Source organism: Cupriavidus sp. C2SS-8b (genome assembly GCF_057073745.1).
Genome location: NZ_CP172718.1, coordinates 44,739 through 67,611 on the forward strand (window position 1 = coordinate 44,739; position 22,873 = coordinate 67,611).

Annotated in this window: 19 protein-coding genes and 3 pseudogenes; 11 read left to right on the forward strand and 11 right to left on the reverse strand. The window is 60.7% G+C overall.

All coding sequences use genetic code 11. From position 1 onward, the window contains the following. Window positions 1-3: 3 nt before the first annotated feature. A pseudogene (locus tag ACIGJB_RS29810) lies at window positions 4-250 on the forward strand (H-NS histone family protein). Between the two features lie 6 nt (window positions 251-256). Here ACIGJB_RS29810 and ACIGJB_RS29815 read toward each other — a convergent pair. Together ACIGJB_RS29815 and ACIGJB_RS29820 are read right to left on the reverse strand one after the other, a co-directional pair. Next, complete coding sequence (locus ACIGJB_RS29815) at window positions 257-1,231, reverse strand: MBL fold metallo-hydrolase (protein ID WP_483735024.1); 975 nt, start codon at window positions 1,229-1,231, stop codon at window positions 257-259. A 144-nt stretch (window positions 1,232-1,375) separates the two neighbouring features. After that, on the reverse strand, window positions 1,376-2,377 hold the full coding sequence (locus ACIGJB_RS29820; protein WP_483735025.1) for a GlxA family transcriptional regulator: 1,002 nt from the start codon (window positions 2,375-2,377) through the stop codon (window positions 1,376-1,378). A 278-nt stretch (window positions 2,378-2,655) separates the two neighbouring features. On the opposite strand from ACIGJB_RS29820, the gene ACIGJB_RS29825 reads away from it, so the two are divergent. From ACIGJB_RS29825 to ACIGJB_RS29840, 4 genes are all read left to right on the forward strand, one after another. Then, window positions 2,656-3,342: a M24 family metallopeptidase gene (locus ACIGJB_RS29825; protein ID WP_483735026.1), complete on the forward strand. Its 687-nt coding sequence runs from the start codon at window positions 2,656-2,658 to the stop codon at window positions 3,340-3,342. A gap of 535 nt (window positions 3,343-3,877) precedes the next feature. Beyond that, complete coding sequence (locus ACIGJB_RS29830) at window positions 3,878-4,912, forward strand: GlxA family transcriptional regulator (protein ID WP_483735027.1); 1,035 nt, start codon at window positions 3,878-3,880, stop codon at window positions 4,910-4,912. 98 nt (window positions 4,913-5,010) lie between these two features. Beyond that, a complete protein-coding gene (locus ACIGJB_RS29835; RefSeq protein ID WP_483735028.1) occupies window positions 5,011-6,387 on the forward strand; it encodes an MFS transporter in 1,377 nt (458 codons plus the stop codon). A 107-nt stretch (window positions 6,388-6,494) separates the two neighbouring features. Further along, window positions 6,495-7,961, forward strand: coding sequence for an amidase family protein (locus tag ACIGJB_RS29840; protein WP_483735029.1), 1,467 nt, complete (start codon window positions 6,495-6,497; stop codon window positions 7,959-7,961). Here the strand turns inward: ACIGJB_RS29840 and ACIGJB_RS29845 are convergent. After that, entirely contained in the window at window positions 7,958-8,914 is a 957-nt protein-coding gene (locus ACIGJB_RS29845; protein WP_483735178.1) for a GlxA family transcriptional regulator, read from the reverse strand. The two genes, ACIGJB_RS29840 and ACIGJB_RS29845, sit on opposite strands and share 4 nt — an antisense overlap. Before the next feature lie 101 nt (window positions 8,915-9,015). Between ACIGJB_RS29845 and ACIGJB_RS29850 the strand changes: the two genes are divergently transcribed. The 3 genes and pseudogenes from ACIGJB_RS29850 to ACIGJB_RS29860 form a co-directional block, all read left to right on the forward strand. After that, window positions 9,016-9,972, forward strand: coding sequence for an MBL fold metallo-hydrolase (locus ACIGJB_RS29850; RefSeq protein ID WP_483735030.1), 957 nt, complete (start codon window positions 9,016-9,018; stop codon window positions 9,970-9,972). Between the two features lie 46 nt (window positions 9,973-10,018). After that, window positions 10,019-11,209 (forward strand): MFS transporter, encoded by a 1,191-nt coding sequence (locus ACIGJB_RS29855; protein WP_483735031.1) that lies wholly within the window; start codon window positions 10,019-10,021, stop codon window positions 11,207-11,209. 157 nt (window positions 11,210-11,366) lie between these two features. Beyond that, a pseudogene (locus tag ACIGJB_RS29860) lies at window positions 11,367-11,486 on the forward strand (taurine dioxygenase); the annotation flags it as partial. 168 nt (window positions 11,487-11,654) lie between these two features. On the opposite strand, the gene ACIGJB_RS29865 reads toward ACIGJB_RS29860, so the two are convergent. Both ACIGJB_RS29865 and ACIGJB_RS29870 read right to left on the reverse strand, forming a co-directional pair. Beyond that, on the reverse strand, window positions 11,655-12,374 hold the full coding sequence (locus tag ACIGJB_RS29865; RefSeq protein ID WP_483735032.1) for an SDR family oxidoreductase: 720 nt from the start codon (window positions 12,372-12,374) through the stop codon (window positions 11,655-11,657). Window positions 12,375-12,425: 51 nt separating this feature from the next. Beyond that, window positions 12,426-13,085: an HD domain-containing protein gene (locus tag ACIGJB_RS29870; protein WP_483735033.1), complete on the reverse strand. Its 660-nt coding sequence runs from the start codon at window positions 13,083-13,085 to the stop codon at window positions 12,426-12,428. A gap of 182 nt (window positions 13,086-13,267) precedes the next feature. Here ACIGJB_RS29870 and pdxR point away from each other — a divergent pair, with 182 nt between their 5' ends. From pdxR to ACIGJB_RS29885, 3 genes are all read left to right on the forward strand, one after another. Beyond that, window positions 13,268-14,677, forward strand: a complete 1,410-nt coding sequence (pdxR, locus tag ACIGJB_RS29875) for a MocR-like pyridoxine biosynthesis transcription factor PdxR (protein ID WP_483735034.1) — start codon at window positions 13,268-13,270, stop codon at window positions 14,675-14,677. Between the two features lie 119 nt (window positions 14,678-14,796). Continuing rightward, window positions 14,797-15,213 carry a cupin domain-containing protein gene (locus tag ACIGJB_RS29880; RefSeq protein WP_483735035.1) on the forward strand — a complete coding sequence of 139 codons (417 nt, stop codon included), beginning with the start codon at window positions 14,797-14,799 and terminating at the stop codon, window positions 15,211-15,213. Between the two features lie 24 nt (window positions 15,214-15,237). Further along, window positions 15,238-15,693: a carboxymuconolactone decarboxylase family protein gene (locus ACIGJB_RS29885; RefSeq protein ID WP_483735036.1), complete on the forward strand. Its 456-nt coding sequence runs from the start codon at window positions 15,238-15,240 to the stop codon at window positions 15,691-15,693. A 216-nt stretch (window positions 15,694-15,909) separates the two neighbouring features. Here ACIGJB_RS29885 and ACIGJB_RS29890 read toward each other — a convergent pair whose 3' ends face one another. The 6 genes and pseudogenes from ACIGJB_RS29890 to ACIGJB_RS29915 form a co-directional block, all read right to left on the reverse strand. Further along, complete coding sequence (locus ACIGJB_RS29890; RefSeq protein WP_483735037.1) at window positions 15,910-16,980, reverse strand: porin; 1,071 nt, start codon at window positions 16,978-16,980, stop codon at window positions 15,910-15,912. Between the two features lie 82 nt (window positions 16,981-17,062). Further along, a pseudogene (locus ACIGJB_RS29895) lies at window positions 17,063-18,331 on the reverse strand (malic enzyme-like NAD(P)-binding protein); the annotation flags it as partial. Window positions 18,332-18,416: 85 nt separating this feature from the next. Continuing rightward, a complete protein-coding gene (locus ACIGJB_RS29900) occupies window positions 18,417-19,094 on the reverse strand; it encodes an orotate phosphoribosyltransferase (RefSeq protein WP_483735038.1) in 678 nt (225 codons plus the stop codon). A gap of 13 nt (window positions 19,095-19,107) precedes the next feature. Then, the gene (locus tag ACIGJB_RS29905; RefSeq protein ID WP_483735039.1) at window positions 19,108-20,526 is read right to left on the reverse strand and encodes an aspartate ammonia-lyase; all 1,419 of its coding nucleotides are present in this window, start codon (window positions 20,524-20,526) and stop codon (window positions 19,108-19,110) included. Window positions 20,527-20,555: 29 nt separating this feature from the next. Next, window positions 20,556-21,599: a dihydroorotase gene (pyrC, locus tag ACIGJB_RS29910; protein WP_483735040.1), complete on the reverse strand. Its 1,044-nt coding sequence runs from the start codon at window positions 21,597-21,599 to the stop codon at window positions 20,556-20,558. Further along, a complete protein-coding gene (locus ACIGJB_RS29915; RefSeq protein ID WP_483735041.1) occupies window positions 21,596-22,867 on the reverse strand; it encodes a hydantoinase/carbamoylase family amidase in 1,272 nt (423 codons plus the stop codon). The genes pyrC and ACIGJB_RS29915 overlap by 4 nt, the downstream gene beginning before the upstream one ends. Between the last annotated feature and the right edge of the window lie 6 nt (window positions 22,868-22,873).

Genomic DNA, 22,873 nt, shown 5'->3' on the forward strand with positions numbered 1-22,873 from the left:
GACATGAAAGATGAGCGGGCGGCGGCCATCCGCCGGATCCAGACCCAGATGGCCGCCTACGGGCTGACGCTGGAAGACCTGGATGCAGCGGCCACGTCCACCCCCACGAACACCGCCCGCATCACCGGCGCCGATGGTCTGCTACCGCAACGCGGAAGGGCTGACCTGGGGCGGGCAGGGCGAGATGCCATCGTGGCTCAAGCGTGCCGTCAATGCGGGGCAGAGCATCGAGTTTTTCCGCATCGGATAGCGATGTCTACAAGCCGGCGTAGACCATCTTTGTGAACTGGTCGCCGTTGAACACAAAATTTCCCCATTTCGCGTCGAACGTGGCCGTCGGCCTGGCCGCGATGACCTCGTCGAGTGACTTGCCTTGCTTTTTCAGGACCGCCACGTTGTTGCGTACCGTGACTAGCATGTCTCGAAATTCGACCAGCTGCGTGCGCGTGCCGATCGCACCGTGGCCGGGAATGACAATGGTGCGCGCGGTGGTACGCGCGACAGCCTTGTTGGCCCATTTAATTGCGCCGTCGATACTGCCGCCGTCCTCGTTGTCGATATACGGATAGAAGCCGTTCCAGAAGGTGTCGCCGAGCGCCAGTACGTCTGCGTCCTTGAAGTAGACCCATAGATCGCCATCGGTATGGCCATGGCCGAAATTTTCCACTTCGACTCGGGTGCCCCCGAAGTTGAAGATCTTCCCGTCCTTGACCAGCAGCGTTGGACGGGCCGCTTGGGGCACAGGATCGAATGTCCAGTTCCAGGCGTTCACATGCGTGGTTTCCGTCAGATGCCTGAAGGTATTCTCTTGCGCGACGATGGTGGCGCCCGCCGCGTGCATCCACGCATTGCCATCGGTGTGATCCCAGTGCCAATGCGTGTTCACGACAAACCTTGGCGGGGCCGGGCTGATCTTCATGAGCGCCGCCCGCAGTTTCTCCTGCGACTTGCCGATACCTGCGTCAACTAGGAACATTCCTTCCTTGGCCGACAGCACCGTGATATTGCCACCGGATCCCATCAGCACGGTGATGTTTCCGCGCAAGGGTTGAACAACGAGATCGGCATCGGCGCGACGCAGATAGCGGGCCCCTGCACCGGTATGGAAGTAATCGTCTGGTGTGGCTTCGGGGCTGGCGAGCGACTGACTGCCACGATTGGCTGCAATCGCTGCGCACGGGAGCAGCGGGCTCGCCACGATAAGAGTAGATAGAAGAAGTCGCTTTAACATGAAGTCGTTTGTCTCATACGGGGACGCGAGCTGGATTGCCTGCATCAGCGATAAGTATGGCAATGGGGGGCGAGCGTCAGCGTCGCGACAGGGGGACGATTCAAGCCAAACTGCAATGCCTTCGTGCCAGCCTAAGCATTGGCGTCAACGTATTGGGAGGACCGGGTCAGTTGCCGGTGCAGAGAAGGTGGCGCGGTATTGCTGAGGAGACACGCCGAAGCGCCGCTTGAAGATCTGCCGCATATTGTGGGCATCGCCGAATCCGCATTCGTAGGCGATGCGCTTGAGCGGTGCCTTGCCTTTCTCAAGCATGGCACGCGCCGCATCGACTCGAGCGCTTTCGATGAAGGCGGCGGGTGTCATCCTGGCTTCCCGCGCAAAGACCCGCGCGAAGTTGCGCAAGCTCATCCTCGCAACGCCGGCGAGGACGCGAACGCTGAGCTCTTCCGACAAGTGCCCAAGCACGTATTCCTGCACCAGCGCGACCGGCGAAGTCGGCTCCGCACAGGGAGTGAGGTAGGGACTGAACTGCGATTGCCCACCCGCGCGCTGCCTGAACACGACGAGGCGTCGGGCAACGTTGAGTGCTACATCGTCACCATGGTCCTGCGCAACCAGGTACAGCGAGAGGTCAATGCCCGCCGTCACGCCTGCCGACGTATAAAGGTTGCCGTCACGTACGAAGATCCGGTCAGCCTCCACCCGTGCGTTCGGGCATAGGTTCGCAAGCTGCCCGGCATCGCTCCAGTGCGTGGTGACGGTGCGCCCGTCGAGCAGTCTTGCACGCGCGAGAGCGAAGGCGCCGTTACAGATGGACCCGTAACGCCGCGATACTGCGCAGATGCGCCGCAACCAGTCATAGACACCGGCATTCCATATGACCTTGGGAAAGTCTGGCCCGCCCGCTGTCAGAACCAGGTCGTAACTGCTTACCACGGGATCGACGTCGCCATACGCACGATGCGCTTTGAGCAGCAAGCCATTGGAGCAGGCGATCAACCCATCAACGCCTATGCCGATGACTTCAATCTCGTAGCGAGCGTCCTCTGGGACGAAGCGGTTCGCCTCGGCAAACACGTCCATCGGACCGCCGACGTCCAGTGCCTGCACGCCGGGGAAAACGAGGAGGGCAACAGTTCGGGTCACGGGCGCAGATGCAAAAGGCGGCGGACGAGGGCTTTTTTGAATCTCGAACGATATCGGAAAGCCTCGGTTCGAGCCATGGCAGCTCCTCTGCCATAGCCGGAATTGAACGCATTTTGGCCCGAAATCTCCCCTGACATCGCGGCCACTAGAGACTGGCACGAAAGGCACGCTGATTGGCACTCCCAAGCTGTCTGTCTGCGCTGCCTGGAACGACGAACGCGGGAACAATCACTGCTCAAGGCCGAAGCGGTTTCGGCCTTCTCACAGGAGAGCATTGAATGAGCGCAGTTCCCGCATCCCCCGCCGAGCGCGTCGGCCCGGCCTTTACTGTCGATGGCATGCTGCTGGCGCGCAACAAGACCCGCCAGGCAATCGCCCGGATCGCGGAACGCGTTACTCCGGGCATGGTCGAGGAAGACGCCGTCGCGATGGCCAAGGGCGTCATGCTTGACGCAGGCCTTGTCCTTAGCTGGCATCCCACTCGTGTCCGTTTCGGCCGCAACACCATCAAGCCAATGAAGCTGGCTTCGGAGCCCGGTGTGATCCTGCAGGAGAACGACATCTTCTTCATTGACATCGCGCCTCGCGTGGATGCCTGGGAAGGCGACGGCGGGGCGTCATTCGTGGTGGGGCAGCATACGGAGTACGAACGTTGTGCACGCGATGCCGAGGTACTGTTCCACGAGGTACGCAGTGTCTGGAAGCGTGAACGTCTGACCGGACAGGAGCTGTACGCCGAAGCGGACCGTATGGCGAAGTCGATGGGCTGGGAACTCAACTTCGAACTGCCGGGTCACCGTGTGTCGGACTTTCCCCACGCCACGATCCACGCCGGCTCGCTGGCGGATTTCGAAGACAGCCCGGCGGCAATGCGCTGGATTCTCGAGATCCACCTGCGCGATCCGAGGAAACGATTCGGCGCGTTCTTCGAGGACATGCTGCTGGAAGACGCGGACTACCGATAACTCGGCTCTGCGCTGGTCACAACGCGAAGTGCGGTGGCAGGATCCATCACAAAATGCTGTGCCGTATCCCCTCTGGGATATCGTCCAAACCACCGCGACCCGAAACCACCGTACTTTGGCCGGATTCGTTCGCCCTCTGCACGAGAGACGCGTTCCATACCGCCTACACTGCCGTGTGAGGGCCCGTACCTGCATACAGGGATGCGACGGGCCAATCAGCGTGTCGCTGGACCGTCTTGAGAAGGACGTTATAGCGCACTTTCTTTAGGTTCCTGGACTGGCACCATTAAATGTTCGCGCTACTTTCCGTGACGTACTTTCTGCTGGCGCTACTGTTCGGCGGGTACACAACATACTTCCTTGTCACACTGATTCCGGAACGCGTGCTTGAGCAAGCAAGCCGGAGCGGAAGATTTGCCGATCTGTATGACGGACCCGCAGGGCAAGCCAGCCCGGCCCCGGGTGACAGCAAGACGGCCAGTGCGGCCTTGTAGAGGTGCCGTGGTTTGAGATCACCTGAAGTGCAGGCCCGTACATGAAAACCGCAGCCATATTGGTATTCCCGGGGGTTCAGGGGCTGGATGTCTCAGGGCCGCTCGATGTCTTTGCGGAAGCGAATCGCTTTCTTTCTGCAGACGATCAGTACAGCTTTGAAATCCTGGGCACGGAGAGCGGCCGCGTACGTTGCTCGAATGGCCTGGAAATCCATGCCAATCGCTTGTTTTCGGACTCGGATGGCGCCTACGACTTGTTGCTCATAGCAGGAGGTCCTACGTTGCCTGAACAGCGCTTTGCGCCGTCCTTGTATGCCTGGTTGCGGACGGCCTCCGCAAATTCAGCATGTGTTTGCACCATCTGTAATGGCACCTTTCTTTTGGCCAGAGCTGGCGTGCTTGATGGCAAGCATGTCACGACGCACTGGAACGACGCGGCCAGTCTCGCAGGGGAATGTCCGTCCGCCGTGGTAAATGCGGACAGACTATATATCCAGGACGGTAATCTGGTCACGTCTGCCGGAGTCACCGCCGGCATTGACATGAGCCTCTATCTGCTCGCGCGAGACCATGGCCGGGAAGTCGCCGTCAACGTGGCCAAGCAGTTGTTGCTCTTTACCCATCGCGCGGGCGGACAGTCCCAGTTCAGTTCCTACCTCAATATCTCGGTAGAGCCGAATTCACTGGTCTCGCAGGTACAGCAGTATGTATTTGCCAATCTGGCTGCTGATCTTTCCCTCAACGTTCTGGCGGACGTCGTGAGAATGAGCGTCCGCCACTTCACGCGAATCTTCATGCGCGAGTCCAACCTCAGCGTCATGGATTTCGTCGAGGCCGTGCGGATAGATGCGGCAAGAGGCCTGCTTGAAACCTCATCGAAGCCCATCAAGACCATCGCGTACCAGTGCGGATTCTGCAGCGCGCACCGTATGCGTTCGGTATTTCGGCGGCGCCTGGGGATTTCACCCCAGGACTATCGCGCACATTTTCTTGATCCGTCTTCAGCGACCCGGACGCGCAGTCAGCGCAAGGTGCGGCCTGATGAGCGCCTGCACGAGACGACCATAACCGCGTGACTCGAGATTGTCAGCAGTGCAATTCCTGGCGATTAAGGACTCTCCAGGATGGGGAACCATTTCGCATTCAATCAGGCGATATCAGAAAGGAGACAACGGTGGACGAAAAACGAACTGGGTGTTCTATCGATTTGCTAAAGGTCGCGGACGATGCAAAGTTCAGCGCTTTCCATGCACTGGTACTGGCGTGGTGCGGGCTGATCATTATCTTCGATGGTTATGACCTCGCTGTTGCGGGGATAGCGCTGCCATCCATCATGCGCGATCTGCATATCAACGCCACCGGCGCCGGCATGATGGTCAGTTCAGCACTGTTTGGGGCGATGTGCGGCGCGGTGTTGCTCGGTACCCTTGCTGACCGTATCGGGCGACGTCGTGCAATCGCGCTGTGCGTCTCGCTCTTCAGTCTGTTTACAGCGATAGCCGGCATGGCCACAACTCCGGTGGCCTTTGGCATTGCGCGATTTATTGCCGGACTCGGCATCGGTGGCGTGATGCCCGCGGTAGTGGCACAGATGACGGAATACTCGCCGCGCAAGTTGAAGACCACGCTGGTTACGGTGATGTTCAGTGGCTACTCTGTCGGAGGCATGATCGCCGCCCTGCTCGGCAAGGGTCTCATCGAGAGCTACGGATGGCAGGCGGTCTTCTACGCAGCGGCAGCGCCTGTACTGGTCGTTCCCTGGGTCTTGAAGTATGTTCCGGAGTCGATCGCTTACCTGGTCAAGCACGATCACCGGCAGGAGTTGAGCCGCATCTGTACAAAGCTCGATAGTACCTACGTGTTCCGCCACGATGATCAATTCGTTATTGGCGCGAACCGCGATGGCGAGGCTTCGCTGCGCACCCTGTTCAGCGATGGAAGGGCCCTCAGTACATGCATGTTCTGGATTGTGTTCTTCATGTGCTTGTTCATGGTCTACGCCTTGAGTTCCTGGCTGGCGAAGCTCATGGCCAACGCGGGCTATAGCCTGGGATCGGCGTTGACGTTCGTTCTCATCCTGAATATTGGTGGCATGCTTGGCGCAATTGGTGGTGGCATGCTTGCGGACCGCATGAAGATTCGCAGTGTGCTCATCTTCATGTTCGCATTGGCCGGTGTTTCCATCACGCTGCTGGGATTCAGGTCATCAACGCCGGTGCTGTATTTCCTCCTGTGCGTAGCGGGTGCATCGACAATTGGCACGCAGATTGTCGTCTACGCTTATGCGGGACAGTACTATCCGTTGTCGGTTCGTTCGACTGGCATCGGTGTCGGTTCCGGCGTGGGACGGACGGGCGCCATCTCGGCGCCCGTCGTCCTGGGCGCCGTGGTCGGGATGCAACTCCCGCTCCATCAAAACTTCCTGCTTATGGCGATTCCAGCTGCTATCGCAATGGTTGCAGTCGCATTAATTGACCGACGGCAGAACTCGATGACGGTCACTGCCACGCGCCCGCAGGAAGGTAGTGTTCAGCCTTGCAACGCGCGTTGACCTGACACGCTTCCAAACTTGGCTCGAACACCATGCCGCGCCGCCAGCTGGCTGCTTGCCAATGCCAACAACGGCTGCCTGTCACCAGAGGAAACCGGAAGGAAAGGATGTCAGCGAATCAAACTGAAAGCAGCAAACGCGCGATCGACGTTGCCAGGGATCTCTGGCGCTGGTCCGGCGCAGAAATAGGCAACGCGGTTCGCCGTGGCGACATTTCGGCTGTAGAGGTCGTGGAGAGCGTTTACGCGCGTGCTGACGCGGTGAATCCCGTGATCAACAGCATCGTCCATATGGACAGGGAACGTGCGCTGGCCGAAGCCGGAGCGCTGGACCGCCGGCGCAGTGCGGGCGAGCCGTTGGGGCCGCTTGCCGGAGTGCCTGTCTCGATCAAGCTGAACGTCGATGTCGCCGGCGAGGCGACGAGCAATGGCAATCCGCTATGGCTCGATCGGATTGCCTGCGAAGACAGTGGCGTTGTATCCAATCTGCGCCGCGCGGGGGCGGTAATCATAGGGCGCACGAACACGCCACCACACTCTTTCCGCTGGTTCACCGAGAATCCGGTTTATGGACGCACGCGCAATCCCTGGTCGGCCGCGGTGACATCAGGTGGCTCGAGCGGTGGCGCCGGCGCAGCCGTCGCGAGTGGTATGGGTCCGATCGCTCACGGCACTGATATAGCGGGGTCAATCCGATATCCGGCATATGTCAATGGTGTTGTGGGCTTGCGGGCAACGACTGGTCGCATTCCCTCATTCCAGGCCACGGCGCCACGACGCTACTTCGGACTTCAGGCGATGTCTGCGCAGGGTCCGCTCACGCGTACTATTTCGGACGCAAGGCTGGCTCTGGAAGCGATGGCGCGTGATGGGGGCATTGATCCGACCTGGGTCGATGCGCGCCTCAGATACGACGATGACGAACTGCCAATCCATGTGGCTCTCGTAGACGAGATAGATGGCATCCATGTCGATCGAGAAATCCAACAAGCACTACTCTCGGCCGCCGCCGTGCTGGCCAGCGCGGGTTACACGGTTGAGCGGGTTCCTTTGCCAGACCTTAAGCAAGGGATGGAGCTATGGGAAAGCATCGTCATGTCGGAATGCAGGCTCGGCATGCTTGACGCCGTGGACGCAATTGGCGACGCGGTCATCAGTACGCCGGTGCATAACATGGCAGCCTGTGCGCCAGACTTGAACCTGTCCGGCTATGCCGAAGCGATTGCCTCTCGCGATGAAATGCGACGCAAGTGGAATATCCTGTTCCGGCGCTACCCGCTGGTCCTGATGCCTACGTCGTGCCGCTTGCCTTTGCGCTGGGACGCCGACCAAGGGTCGGTCGATGAAATGCGTGCTTTGCTCAACGTGCAGAGTCCGCTGATGGCAGTGGCAGTGTGCGGATTGCCAGGTCTGCACGTTCCGACGGGACTGGCTGGGGGGTTGCCCGTTGGGGTACAGCTCGTTGCGCCGGCATTCCGTGAAATGCGACTGTTGCATGCGGGCGCTATCATCGAGGCAGCGCACGGAACACTGATCCAGCAGCTCTGGGACCAGCGCCCGGGTTTTCCTGGCTAGGTTGGCGGATCCGACCGGAATTGCCTGCGGTAGGCCGACGGCGAGATGAGCAGGGCGGCGCGGAAATGTTGACGCAGCGACAAGCCTGTTCCAAAGCCCGTTTCCTGGGCGATGAATTCAATCGAGGCGTCGCCGCTTTCAAGCAAATGCTGCGCACGTGCCAGCCGCTGGTGCAATATCCACTGCTTGAACGACGTGCCGGTGGTCTGACGAAAATGGCGGGTAAAGTTGCGTCGGCTCATCGCGGCGCGATCCGCGAGCGATTCGATGGTATGGGCTTGCTCCAGATGGTGCGTCACCCAGTCGAGAACCTGGGAGAGCCGGTCGTCGCTGTGGGTGACCGGTAATGGCCGCTCGATAAACTGCGCCTGCCCTCCCTGCCGATGTGGGGCGATCAATAGCCGTTTGGCGCGACGATTGGCAACCTCTGCGCCAGAAATCTGGCGCAACAGATGCAAGCAGCAATCTATGCCTGCAGCGACGCCCGCGGAGGTGAGGACATCGCCCTCGTCGACATACAGCACATCCGGATCCACTCTGACCTTCGGATATCGTTCCGACAGTGTGCCGGCACATTCCCAGTGAGTTGTCGCGGTTTTGCTATCCAGCAGGCCGGCCTGGGCCAGCGGAAATGCCCCCAGGCATAAGCCCACCACCCTCGCACCGCGACGATGCGCACGACGCAGCGCCTCGAGCAAGTCCGACGGGGCCTGACGGCAGTCGTCATGCCAGGACGGCATGATCACGAGATCGGCGGAGTCCACGGCGGCAAGGTCGCACGCAGTGTCGATGGCAAAGCCGGCGGTAGTGCGTAGCGGCACCGCGTCCGCTGCGCAAACCATCACCTCGAAAGCCGATACCCCGGGGTCACTGAGATTGCCGCCAAATATCAGGCATGGCACCGACAAGTGAAAAGGCGTTATGCCGTCGAAGGCAATCACAGCAACTCTCAGGCGTCGAGGTGTAGAGGCTGTTTTCCGCATGGCCCGATTATATCGAAGCTGGGCCTCCGGAATACTGTTCGCTCACGGGCGATGCGCACAGAATTCGGGCCATGGGAAGCGGCGCCGTTGCCGGAACCTTCCCGGTAATGCAAAGGATACCCATGAATTGTTCGACGCACTTGCAGATCGCCGTTGCCGCGGCGTCCGCCATCCTGCTAGGTGGCTGCGCAGACATCGTTGCCACTGATTCCGTCGCCAACATGACGCCGCCCGCAGACGCGTCGGTGGTCCGATTCAGTCAGATTCGCAACGCCACGATCAAGGTCGAGTATGCCGGGGCCACCTTCCTCATCGACCCGATGCTCGCCAGGAAAGGCGCATACCCGGGATTCGAGGGTACCTACAACAGCCAGCTCAGAAATCCGTTGGTTGACCTACCGATACCGCTGGAGGAAGTCATCAAGGCTGACGCGGTCATCGTCACCCACGCACAGCACTACGATCACTGGGATGAAGCCGCCAGGCGCAGCCTCCCCAAGGACATTCCGATCTTTACGCAGAGCGACGAAGATGCTGAAAGCCTCCGCAAGGACGGCTTTGAGAACGTGCGCGTGCTTACCACCAACGTCGACTTTCATGGGACACGCTTGAGCAAGACTGGTGGTCAGCACGGCAGTGACGCGATGGTCGAAGGTCGGGGAAAGCGCCTGGGAAAATCTTCGGGCATCGTATTCGAGCGGCCAGGATACAAGACGGTGTACGTGGCGGGCGACACGGTTTGGAACCGATATGTGGAGGAGGCACTCTCGCAATACCGGCCAGACGTCGCGATCCTGAACGCGTGCTTTGGACGCCTGGTCGGTTATGACGGCGCTTTCATCATGGGCAAGGAAGATCTCTATCGCGTCTACCAGGCGGCGCCCGGAACCACAGTGATTGCCAGCCATATGGAGGCGCTTGCCCATTGCACTCAGTCCCGCCAGGAACTGCGCGACTACATCGCCGAGAAGGGAATGAATTCGCGGCGCGTGCTGGTGCCGGAGGACGGCCAGTCGTACAGCTTCTAGCTCGCGGCCGATTCAAGCTTACCGAACCACGTAAAAGGTCAATCAAATGGATCGTCGACTGCTCATGCTTGCCTTAGGCATGTTCGCCATGGGGACGGACAACTTCGTTGTCGCAGGCATTCTTCCTGGCGTCGCTGAATCACTGCACACCACCGTCAGCCTGGCCGGCCAGATGGTCACCGTCTATGCCCTCTCCTATGCGATCCTGGCTCCAGTGATGGCCGCTGTCGCAGGGCGGTGGCCCAGGAAGCTGTTGCTGGTCTCCGCGCTCGGCATCTTTGTTGTCGGCAACGTCATCACGGCGCTCGCAACGGATCTGAATACGGTTCTGTTCAGCCGCGCACTGGCCGGCCTTGGCGCGGCGATGTTTTCTCCCACCGCATTGGGAGTTGCCACCCTGCTTGCGGATCCTGACAGAAGAGGGCGCGCGCTTGCCACCGTAACCGCCGGTCTTGCCGGCGCAACGGCGCTCGGCGCCCCGATCGGCACGTTCATCGGTGGATTCGGTAGCTGGAGAAGCACGCTCTGGTTCGTCGCGCTCCTTGGGCTGATCGCGATGGTCGGGGTAGGGGCCATGCTGCGTTCGGTTCCACAACCTGCACGCATCACGCTGCGCGAGCGGCTGGCGCCCATGCGCGATATTCGCGTTGCGCTCACTCTGCTCACATCGCTGTTCGCCTTTGGCGGGTTCCTGATGGTTTATACCTATGCCGGACTGGTGCTGGCGCCGGTCACCGGCGGCGACGAACGCGTGCTCGCTGGCGTGCTTCTCGTCTGGGGCTGCGCCGCGACAGTCGGGAACATGTTTGCCGGCCGTCTCGTCGATCGTTTCGAAGGCCGCAAGATCATCAACGCGGGGCTTTGCGTGGGCATCCTGAATTTCTGTGCGCTGCCGTGGACTTCCGCACATATGGCCACCTCCGTGGCCGCCCTGATTGTCTGGGGGCTGGTCGGATGGGGATTGATCGTGCCGCAACAACACCGGCTGGTGAAGATCGCGCCGCAGGTGGCTCCGTTGCTGCTCGCCCTGAACAATACGGCCACCTACGGCGGACTTGCCTGCTCGGGCGTTCTCGGCGGCATTGTGCTTCTTTTCGTCGACAGGCAGTACCTCAGTCTCGTCGGAGCGGGCCTGGTTGCAGTCGCTTTGGCTTGTGCCGAGGCCGCGCATCTGTGCACTGAGCGAACGCTCAGGCGGGACTACACAACGGCCGACCCGCAGGCGGAAGCGCTGTAAATCGCCTGTCGAAGCGGACCAAGCCCATTTGAAATGAACGCTCGATGGCCAAACGCGCTCGAGTCGATGCTGGCTGACTCCTCACTTGATCGGATGCAAGCCACGCCCCCGCACCAGCAGGCCTCAGACCGCATCAAGTGGGCGATCTCGACGGGGAGAAGTGCTGTTCGTGAACGCTTTCACCAGCCGTTTCAGCAACTCTCACACGCCGGCACGGGTACGCTTTGGCCAGGACGCGATTCCCGGTGCGGGCGACCCGCTGCGTTATCTGATCAGCCCGATATGGCGGCTCGTCATCCTGGTGTCGAGCTGCCTGCCGAATCGAGGCAGCGCATGACAAATCGTGAAACTAACGCCAGCGTCAGTCGCCGGGCTGCTTCAGGCAATATTGCTCGAGGGCGGCGTTGTTCCCTCGCGTATTTTGAGGACGACAAGAACCGAACGATCAGAATGCCGCTTTGCCCACCGACGCGCCACCGTCGACGAACAAGGTGTGTCCAGTGATGAAGCCCGCATCCTCGGACAAAAGAAACGCCACGGCCGCAGCTAATTCCTCAGGCTTGCCGAATCGCTTCATCGGCACCAGCGACAAAAAGCGCTGCTCCGCTTCGCTGCCGACGGGCGTGTTTTGCCGGAACAGTGCGGTCTCGGTAGGCCCGGGCGCAACAGCATTGACGGTAATGCCGGTCTGCGCAAGCTCCAGCGCCCAAGTGCGCGTAAAGCTCATCATCGCGGCTTTTGCCGCAGCATAGGCTGTGCGGTTGGCGACGCCAAGCACGACGAGACTCGAGAGATTGACGATTCGTCCCCACCCTCGGTCCCGCATGCCGGGTAGCAAGGCTTGCACGGTCTGTACGGCCGAGGTGAGATTGTGGCGGAAGGACGCTTCGAGATCGTCAAGATCAACCGCTTCGACGCCGGCCAGACGGACGAACCCCGCATTGTTGATGATGCCATCAAAGGTATAACGGTCGACCAGCCCCTCGAGCGTTCGTGTCGTCGCATCGCGATCGGTCAGATCGACGGAAACCAGTGTGCCGGGGAAACTCGGGTCGTGCCCGCGCGCAAGACCGATGACCTGATGTCCGTCCGCGGCGAGCCGGTGTGACAACGCGCGCCCGATGCCCTTGCTGGCGCCCGTGACCAAAAATGTACGTCTGAGCATTGCGAAAATCCGATAGATGTAGGAGTGAGCCGTTGGGGTCCGCTAAGGAAGTCAACCCCAGCTGGAAGTCAAGATGATGCTGCACACGTTCACGCGCTCGAAGCCCGGATCCTTGTGCGCCAGAAAATCGTCGTTGAACGTGCCGAATGTGGTGCCTGGGCGATGCTTCATGCCATCGTAGAAGGCATCGATCATCTTGCCGGCGAAATCGGCGCCGCGCGGATAGGCCGCGACCACCGCCGCGCGCTGTTCCTCGGTAAACGCATCGAAGCCCCGTCCCGCCACGTCCATTCCAGCTCCGGCTTGCACCAGCGCGATTTCACCGTGCATGTGCTCGGGAATGCCCGGCGTCGTATGGAGCGCCACAGCGGTCCACACCTTTGCGACGTCCGCCTCGTCGATATGATGGCTGCGCAGAAAATCGCGCGCGGCGTTGGCGCCGTCCACTTCGAAACGAAGTTGGCTTTCGCGATAGGCCGACGTCAAACCGATATCGTGGAACATGGCCGCAACGTAGAGCAGCTCCGGGTCGAACGCGACACTCTTTTGTTTTCCCAACAGCGCGCCCCAAAGGTAGACCCGTGTCGAGTGGTTAAACAGCAATTCGCTTTCGGTGTCGCGAATGAGCTGGGCTACCTTACGTGCCAGCTGGCTGTCTGGAATTACGACGTCGAACATTTGGTTCGTCGGTGCGGTTTTATCTTGCTTCATCGGGATACTCGAGCTGTAGAGAGCGTGCGTTTCCTGCGGCACGCTTGACTTCCCGACCGCCCCACGTGGGCGGCTAATTCCGCGCCCGGACTACTGGCGGTGGGTTACATCCAATAGATTACGCCGCCCATCAATCGTGAAACAGGACCAAGATCGAGAAATACCAATGTACTATCGCGTCCATGGCAACGATTTCTATTGGCCTCGATCGCGCCGGACGCATCTCGCTATCGGCGCAAATTTACGGCTCGATCCGAGATGCGATCGAGTCGGGCCACCTTGCCGCCGGCGCGCGGCTGCCGTCCTGGTCGGATTTGGCCGCCCAGCTCGGCGTGTCCCGGGGCACCGTTCGTGCCGCCTATGAACGTCTGATCGACGAGCAGTTCGCGATCGGCCAGGGCGCGGCCGGCACCCGGGTAGCCGCGCGGCCACTGCCAGCGACGACCGCATGGTCGCCGGAAGCGCCGCCCCTTCCGGAGCTGTTCTACGACTTCAGCACGGCGCCTTTGGCGTTTCAAATGGGTGTGCCCTCCCAGGACGCCTTTCCCTACAAGCTCTGGTCACGCATTCAGGCACGCGCGGCGCGCCGGGCGGCAGCGGCTCCTGTCGGATACCCCGATCCACGCGGCGAACCGGATTTGCGACAGGAGATCGCGGCGTATCTTGGCGTCTCACGCGGACTTCGATGCAGTCCCTCCCAGGTCTTCGTCACGGCAGGTTTCTCTGGCGCGCTCAATCTCGCGATTCGCGCCCTGCGCGTGGAAGGCAGACAAGCCTGGATGGAAGACCCCGGCTTTCCGCTCACGCGTACGGCGCTCGGGCTGGCCGGCATGACCGTGGCAGGGGTGCCGGTGGACGCGGACGGGCTCGATATCGAAGCAGGCATGCGGATCGCCCCCAAAGCCGCCCTCGCGGTGGTGACACCGGGCCAGCAAGCGCCGCTCGGGATGACGATGTCGCTCGCTCGACGGATTTCACTGCTCGGCTGGGCCAAACAACACGACGCCTGGATCGTCGAAGACGATTATCTCGGCGAGTTGCAGTTGAAAGGACGGGCCGCACCGGCGCTGGCCTCGCTCGATCAGGACGGACGAGTGCTGCACATCGGGACTTTCAGCAAGACGATCAGCCCGGCACTGCGCCTGGGATTTCTCGTTGTCCCGCCGGACATGGCACGCCGCTTCGGCGACGTCGCGGCGTGCCTTGCGCCCGCCCCGGCTGCATCCGTGCAGCACGCCGTGACCGAGTTCATGCACGACGGACACTTTCTTCGCCATCTGCGGCGTATGAAGCGTCTTTACACTGCCCGACAGGAAGCCCTCGTTCGTTGTCTGAAGGAACTGGCCTCGGAATCAATCAAAGTGCAGGCCGCCGCCGGCATGACCGTCGTCGCCGCGCTTCCCGAATCCGAAATGGATATTGATATCGCTTTGCGGGCACGAGCTCTCGGGCTGGCCCCAGTTCCTCTCTCACCCTGGTACACGAGCCATCCGGCGCAGCACGGGCTACTGCTTGGCGTAACGAATTTGAATGAAAGAACGCTGCCGGCCGACTGTTCCCGCCTGCTCGAACTCGTTCACGGGCGCCACTGACGGACCTCCGACACTACTCTGCCATCGCTTCTTGGTACATCGAAAATGTTCATTCCTGGTGCTTTTGCGTGCTACCCAAGTCGCACCACAATACACGAGCACAAAGGAGCCAGACATCCATGAACATTCAATCCATCGTAAGAGCCGCTAGCACGGTCATGGCCTTCGCCATCACCGTGCCGGCCGCAGCACATGGCGCGGCCGAAACCGTCACACCGAACTTTCAGCACGCCATTTCCAACATTCCGGGAAAGTCGTTGACCGCCGTCGTCGTCGATTACGCACCCGGTGCAGCGTCACCCGCGCACAGGCATGCGGGCTCGGCTTTCATCTATGCCTACGTCGTATCGGGCGACATCGAGTCACAGGTGGATGACGGTCCGAAGCACGTCTACCATGTCGGCGAGAGCTTCTTCGAGGAGCCGGGCGCCGTTCACCGGATAAGCCGCAACGCGAGCGAAACAAGGCCTGCAAAGTTGCTCGCCGTGTTCGTTGCGGACAGCAACGACAAAGCCCTGACCACCCCCATCAAGTAAACCGCAGCCTCAAGGAGTCACCTCATGAGCAAGCGCCTCGACTACACCCAGATTGCGCCTGCGGGCGTCAAAGCCCTTGGCGCCGTCTACGGCTACGTCATGCAGAGCGACCTGTCGCCGGTCCTCGTCGACCTAGTCTACCTGCGCATCTCGCAGATCAACAACTGCGCCTATTGCCTCGACATGCATACACGCGACCTGCTGAAAAAAGGCGTGAAGGTCGAAAAGCTTGCGCTCGTGCAGGCATGGAGGGAAGCGGGCCAGCTGTTCGACGACCGCGAGCGTGCAGCACTCGCGTGGGCCGAATCGGTCACGCTGGTGGCGCAGACCGGCGTGCCGGACGCGGCCTACGAGGCCGCCCGCGCCGTGTTCGATGAACGCGAACTGGTTGACCTGACCATCGCCATCAGCCTGATGAATACGTATAACCGTATGGCGATCAGCTTCCGCAACACGCCTCAGGCCGTGACAGAACAGTAAAACGCCTCGCGGGTTTATGCAGCGAGAAGCGTCCCGACTTCGGCATTAGCCGCGCGCAATTTTCCAATGGGATTCCCCAATCGCTATGGATAGGCACGGCGCGCGTGCATATCTTGGAGTTTTCCAGTCAGGGCGCCAAAAAGACGCGAGTAGAGTGATGCAAAGGCAGTTTTGACTCCGAGTCGCGAACGATATCCGCGGCGCCGATCAGCGTGCCTAGAATCGATGCCGCATCCCGGCGCCAAAGGTCTCGGCATGTGATTGACCGGTCACGCGGTCATAGAAGTACGCAGCATACAGATCGGTCCGCTTGGACAGGTTGTAGTCATAGGCAATGGCCGCTGTATGCCGGCCAATCGCGGCGGTATCATTGCGCGTATTGGCATAGGCATATGAAGCCAGGACGTTGCCGTCGCCCAACGGGACTGACGCGCCAAGCTGCCCATTGGCATGGCGGATATCGCCTTGCGCGCCATTGACGACCGTGCGAATGTACTGGGCTTGCCCAAATACCTTGGCGACGCCAAAGTCGTAGCTTAGCCCGAGTTGGGCGGCCGTCTGCTTGTCGAAGCCGGCCAATGCCGCGGGTGGAGCGGAGACATCTCCAGGGAGGATATTGAATTTGACCTGCTGGAATGCCGCCGTTGCCGCAAACGCCCCGCTGAAGTAGGTCACATTGCCGCCCCACTTGTTCTGTCCCGTGCTTCCAGACTGCTCGCCAAACGCATAGATTAGATTCACCGTCAGGCCGCCAAAGTTTGGCGACGAGTACACGACGGAGTTCGACCAACCCGAATCACCAATGATGCCGGGATCGAATACACGTCCGTCAGTGGTCGTCTTGTACGTTTGGAAGATCGAAGGGCCGAAATTGTAGGAGTCGACCAGCGGATTGAACAGGATGGTCGAAAGAAAGTACGGCGTTGTGTTTCGTCCCAGCCTGAACGTACCGTAGCCGGAGGATTGTAGTCCTACATAGGCACTGCGCGTCAGTAATCCATCGGTGTCGGATCGGCCGAAACGCCCCGTGTCGACGCGATAGAAGCCATTCAGGTCGAAGACCGCCTTCAGGCCGCTGCCAAGATCCTCGGATCCGCGCATGCCCCAATAGGAGGTCTGCATGCCGCCAGCCCCCAGGATTGCTGCACGGTCTCCGCCTGAGGCTCTCGTGGAGCCGACAAAGGCGTCAACCTGGCCATAGAGCGTGACGCTCGATTGCGCCAACGCAGGCTGAATCAGGCCTACCGCCAGCGCTGTGGCGGCAAGGGATCGGTTCAATTGATGCATAGTCTCCTCCTTCTTTTTCTAGGAACGCTGTTGAACTTGCTTAGAACGCGTGCGGTGATCAACCCGAAAACACGAAGCGTCGTGCAGCGAGTTGCGATCGATAGGCCGCCATGTCGACAATCGGGCGTCGTGCCACGCCGGCATCCATGGCTGCTTGGGCCACGGCAGGCGCGAGATGCGTAATGAGGCGGGGGTCGAATGGTTTCGGAATCAGGTACTCGGAGCCGAAATCAAACGATTGGCCGGGATAGGCGCCGGCAACCTCCTGGCCGGGCGCCTCCTCTGCCAACGCGGCCACGGCGTGCACGCATGCCATCTTCATCGATTCGGTGATCGTTGTTGCGCCGACATCGAGCGCACCACGGAAGATGAACGGGAAGCACAGTACGTTGTTCACCTGGTTGGGATAGTCCGAACGACCGGTCGCAATGACGCAATCGGAACGCACCTTGCGTGCTTCCTCCGGGCGAATCTCGGGTTCGGGATTGGCGAGTGCGAGAATCAACGGGCGCTCACGCATGCCACGCAGCATGCCGGGCTTGAGCACACCGGCACTTGAGCAACCCAGGAATACGTCGGCGTCCTCCAGCGCTTGGCCCAGCGTGCGCGCCAGGTAGGTCGCTCCATCCTGAGCGTAGCGGCGCTTGCTTGGATCGAGTGCTTCGCGCTCGGCCAGAATCACGCCGCGCGAATCCAGTACGGCGATATGCTCACGAGGCAGTCCAAGGTTAACCAGCAGGTCAAGGCACGCTACGGCCGCGGCACCGGCGCCGGAGCAAACCAGCTTCACGTTGTCGATGGCCTTTCCCACTACCTTGAGGCCATTCAGGATGGCTGCGGCAGCAATGATGGCGGTGCCATGCTGGTCATCGTGGAATACAGGAATGTGCATCCGTTCCCGCAGTGCTTGCTCGATGTAGAAGCACTCCGGTGCCTTGATGTCCTCCAGGTTGATACCACCGAACGTCGGCTCCATCATGGCGATGGTGTCGACGAGTTTGTCCGGATCCGTTTCAGACAGCTCCAGGTCGAACACATCGATGTCGGCGAATGCCTTGAACAGGCAAGCTTTCCCCTCCATCACCGGCTTGGCGGCAAGCGGACCGATATTGCCAAGCCCCAGCACTGCGGTGCCGTTGGTGATCACACCAACAAGATTGTTGCGCGCCGTATAGTGCCGCGCGTCCTGCGGATCGGCGTGGATGGCTTCGCACGCGATGGCGACACCGGGGGAGTAGGCCAGTGCGAGATCGGCCTGGTTGGCAAGTGGCTTAGTCGGCGTGATCGAAATCTTGCCGGGTGTCGAGGCGCGATGGTATTCGAGTGCGCGCTGCTTGAATGCTTCGTCCATGGATGGTTTCAGAAAATGCGGAAAAAAGGAGGCCACCGCCCGTCGTGAACGGGCGGGGCACCACGAATAACTCAGAGGATTGGCGCTACCCGGCGATGCCGCCGTTCGCGCTGGACCAGTGCGGCGGATCGCTCAGGAACGCGCGCAGCTCGGACAGTTCAACCTCTGGCACTTCGCCGGATTCGCTCAGGGCGTTCAGGATGTCTGACCAGGTGGCCAGGGCATGGACCCCCGGGTTCCACTGGGAAAGCGCGTCGGCTGTGGGGAAGGTTCCGTAGTCGAACAGGACCAGGATGTCCTGCACGGTCGCGCCCGCAGCGGACAGCGCCTCACAGAAGGCAGCCTTGGATCGTCCCGCTGCCATCATGTCGTCGACCAGCAGCACACGGTCACCGGGACGGATATCGCCCACGACCTGAGCCGCAGGACCCGTGCCGCGTGCTTCCTTGCGCACATATACCATCGGCAGGTTCAGCAACTCGGCAACCCAGGCGGCAAACGCGATGCCACTGGATTCCGCGCCTGCAATCACATCGATGCCGGTCAATCTATCCCTGTCACGTAGCAGCGCCAGACCTTGCTGGACCAATGCCCGACGCAGCGTCGGGTAGGAGATCAGACGGCGACAATCGATGTAGACAGGACTCGCCCACCCTGATGGGAGACGGAACGGTTCATCGCTACGAAAGCGAACGCAACCTGCATCTAGCAGCGCCTGGCTGATGGATGCCTGGAGAGTGAGATCGGTGCGGTTCTTGGACATGGCAATAGTCCCTTTATGGCTTGCAGTGAACGTCCGCACGGGGATGGGTGAGAGCCTCCGGACGCAGCGCTTCTTCCAGAGCCTCCGCCGTCATCAGGCCGCGGGCAAGTACCACTTCGCGAATCGTCCTGTTCTCCGCATAGGCCTGGGCAGCAACCGACGTCGCATTCTTGTAGCCGATCACAGGATTGAGTGCCGTCACCAGTGCGATGGACCGTTCGATGGTCTCGCGCAAGCGTTCCGGGTTGGCGGTGATGTCGCAGACGCATTTCTGCGCCAGCGTCAGGCAGCCATTGGTCAAGTGCCGGAAGCTGCGGAACAGGCTGGCGGCGATGACTGGCTCGAACGCATTGAGCTGCAACTGACCAGCTTCCGCGGCGAACGTGATGGTTGTGTCATTGCCAAACACTTCGAAGGCAATTTGGTTGACCACTTCCGGAATGACGGGATTGACCTTGCCCGGCATGATCGATGAGCCTGCCTGCATCGGGGGAAGGTTGATCTCGCCGAACCCGGCACGCGGGCCGCTGGACAAAAGACGCAGGTCGTTGCAGGTCTTGGAGAGCTTGACGGCGATCCGCTTGAGCACGCCAGAAATCTGGACGAACGCACCACAGTCCTGGGTGGCTTCCACCAGGTTGGGTGCCAGTGCGAGATCGAGACCTGTGATACGCCGCAGCGCGGCCAGTGCCTTCGCTGCATAGTCGGGGTGGGCCGTGATGCCCGTACCGATGGCTGTGGCACCGAGGTTGATTTCGCGAATAAGGGTTGAGGCCTCACGCAGCCGCTCCATGTCCTCTTCCAGCATTACGGCATAGGTGGAGAACTCTTGTCCGAGAGTCATCGGCACGGCATCCTGAAGCTGAGTGCGCCCCAATTTGTAGAGCCTCGAAAACTCGGCTGACTTCTTGTCGAAGGCGATGCGAAGGACATCCATCGCCTCCATGAGATGTTCGATGGCAAAGCACGTGGCGATGCGCAGCGCCGTCGGATACACGTCGTTCGTGCTTTGTGCCATGTTTACGTGCTCATTCGGGTGCAGGAAGGCGTAGTCTCCTTTGCCGAAACCCAAATGTTCGAGGGCACGATTGCAGATCACCTCGTTGGCGTTCATGTTCGTGGACGTACCTGCGCCGCCCTGAATCGTGTCAATGATGAACTGATCGTGGAGGCGGCCGTCGCGCACGTCGTGGCACGCGGCAATAATGGCGTCGCGCAATGCGAGTGGCAATAGGCCTAGTTCGGCGTTGGCCTCGGCGGCAGCCTGTTTGACGGACGCCAGCGCAATGATGAGATCCGGCCAAGAGGAAATGGGTGTGCCGGTAATCTGGAAGTTCTCCCAAGCACGCAGGGTGTGCACGCCATAGTAGGCGTCGGCAGGAACCTGGCGTTCGCCAAGCAGGTCGGCTTCGGTGCGATAGGTGGTAGTCACGGTGCAGTCCAATGAAAGAGCGCGTAAAGCTATGCGAGGGTCCAGGGCAGCGTTTCCCCAGCGAGGAACGTCTGGATTCGGCGTCCATCCGGCAGGTCGATGTTACCGGTGACGCGTGTCGGCGTCCGATGGAAGGTGACGCTTCCTTCGTTCAGCGGGACACCGTAGAAGCGCGCACCGTTCTCGCTGGCGAAGGCTTCGAAGCGGTGCAGGGCTTGTTCTTCTTCGAACACCGTCAGGTATGCCTGCAATGCGACAGAGGCACTGAAAATGCCGGCGCAACCGCATGCCGATTCCTTGGCGCTCGTGTCGTGCGGAGCGGAATCGGTGCCCAGGAAGAAGGCAGGCGATCCCGATGTGGCCGCACGCCGCAGTGCCAGTCTGTGCTGTTCGCGCTTGAGCACCGGTAGGCAGTAGAAGTGAGGGCGAATGCCGCCAGTGAACATCGCGTTGCGGTTGAACATCAGGTGCTGCGGCGTGATGGTGGCCGCCAGGCGGCCGCTTTCATCGCGCATGACGAAATCGGCCGCTTCCTCGGTCGTAATGTGCTCCAGCACGACTTTCAAACGTGGATAGAGGGTGAGGATCTGTGTCAGCGTCGTGCGCAGAAACGCCGCTTCCCGATCGAAGACGTCGATCGCCGGGTCCGTGGACTCGCCGTGGAGCAGCAGCGGCATGCCAATGTCTTGCATGGTCGCCAGGACGCTGGCAATCCGGTCGACCGATGTGACGCCATACTCGGAGTGCGTCGTGGCGCCAGCGGGATAGAGCTTGGCGGCAGCAAACGCTCCGCACTCGAATCCGGCACGGATTTCCCCGGGATCTGTGTCGTCGCAGAGATAGCACGTCATCATCGGCGTGAACGCCAAATCGCTGGGAAGTGCATCGCAAATCCGTTGCCGATAGGCCAAACCAGCCTTGATGGTCGTAACCGGCGGTTTCAGGTTCGGCATCACGATGGCCCGGCCGTACTGGCTGGCGGAAGCCGGTAGTACGGCACGCAACATATCGTCATCGCGCAGATGTAGATGCCAGTCGTCTGGACGACGAATCGTCAGCGTCTCAATGGTCATGACTTCCTCCCGCGCGGCATGGCTTCGAGCGCCTCGTACAGAACCTTCGTGCCGAGAATGAAGTCGTCCAGCTCCATGGCTTCGTCCGGATTGTGCGAGCCGTGTTCGTTGCGTACAAAAAGCATCGCAGTCGGGATGCCGGCATTGGCAAACAGCGACGCGTCGTGGCCTGCGCCGCTCGGGACCATTTCTACCGGCAGTTCCGCCTTGGCGCATGCGTTGCGCAGGAGATCCGAAAGCCCGGGATCCATCGTCGCAGGCGCGGATTCGATGCGGCGATCAAACTCGAAGTTCACGCCACGATCGCGGCTGATGGCCTTGCACTCGGTGCGGAACAGTTGGTAAAAGCCTTCGAGCATGTCCACGCTCTTGCTGCGGACTTCAAAACTAAAGTCCACCTTGCCGGGAATGCGCGAGATGGAATGTTCTGCAGGATCGGTGGAGACGATTCCGGTGGTAACGACCAAATCGCTACCGCGTTCCAGCAACACTTTCCAGTGCTCGTCGAGGCGGGTGATGAGGTCCGCTACCGCAAACATGGCATCTTTGCGCAGCCAGCGGGGAACAGCACCAGAATGTCCTGGTTCGCCAATACATGTCACTCGGTTGTGACGGACGTTGCCGCGAATCCCGGGCACCACGGCCAGTGGGAGCTTCCGCGCGACCATGACAGGGCCCTGTTCAATATGCAACTCCAAGTACGCTGCGGCCGAAGCCCTGTCGAAGAGTGGTTGCTGCGCTGCGATGGCGTCGACGTCGGCGCCCACCGCCGCCATGCATTCCGAGAGTGTTCGTCCGGAGCTACGGTGTTTTAGCGTGAGATCTTCCGGAGCCAGCTTACCCAGTGCTGCGCCAGAGCCCATATATGCCTTGCCGAACCAGGCGCTTTCCTCGCCGCGGAAAGCGATGACCCGAAGTGGCACACTACTGGAGACGGCCTGCTCTTTTCGCGCAATCTGGCATAGCAATCCGGCGATGATGCCGGCCAGTCCATCGAAGTTTCCGCCTTGCGGGACAGAATCCATGTGCGAACCTACCCATGCAGCCGGCGCGCTGGCGTCCTCGTCCGGCAGGGAGAAGACAAGGTTGGCGGCCTTGTCGTTCTGCACGCTGAGTCCGTGCTGGACGGCGACGCGACGCAGGTAGTCTGCCGCTGCGGATTCGCCCGCGCCGTAGCTGTCGCGCGTGACGCCGACACCGTCGAAGGACAATGCATGGATGTCCGCGAATAGCTGCTCGGCGAGTGGTTTGAGGTGGAGGATGTCCATTTGCTT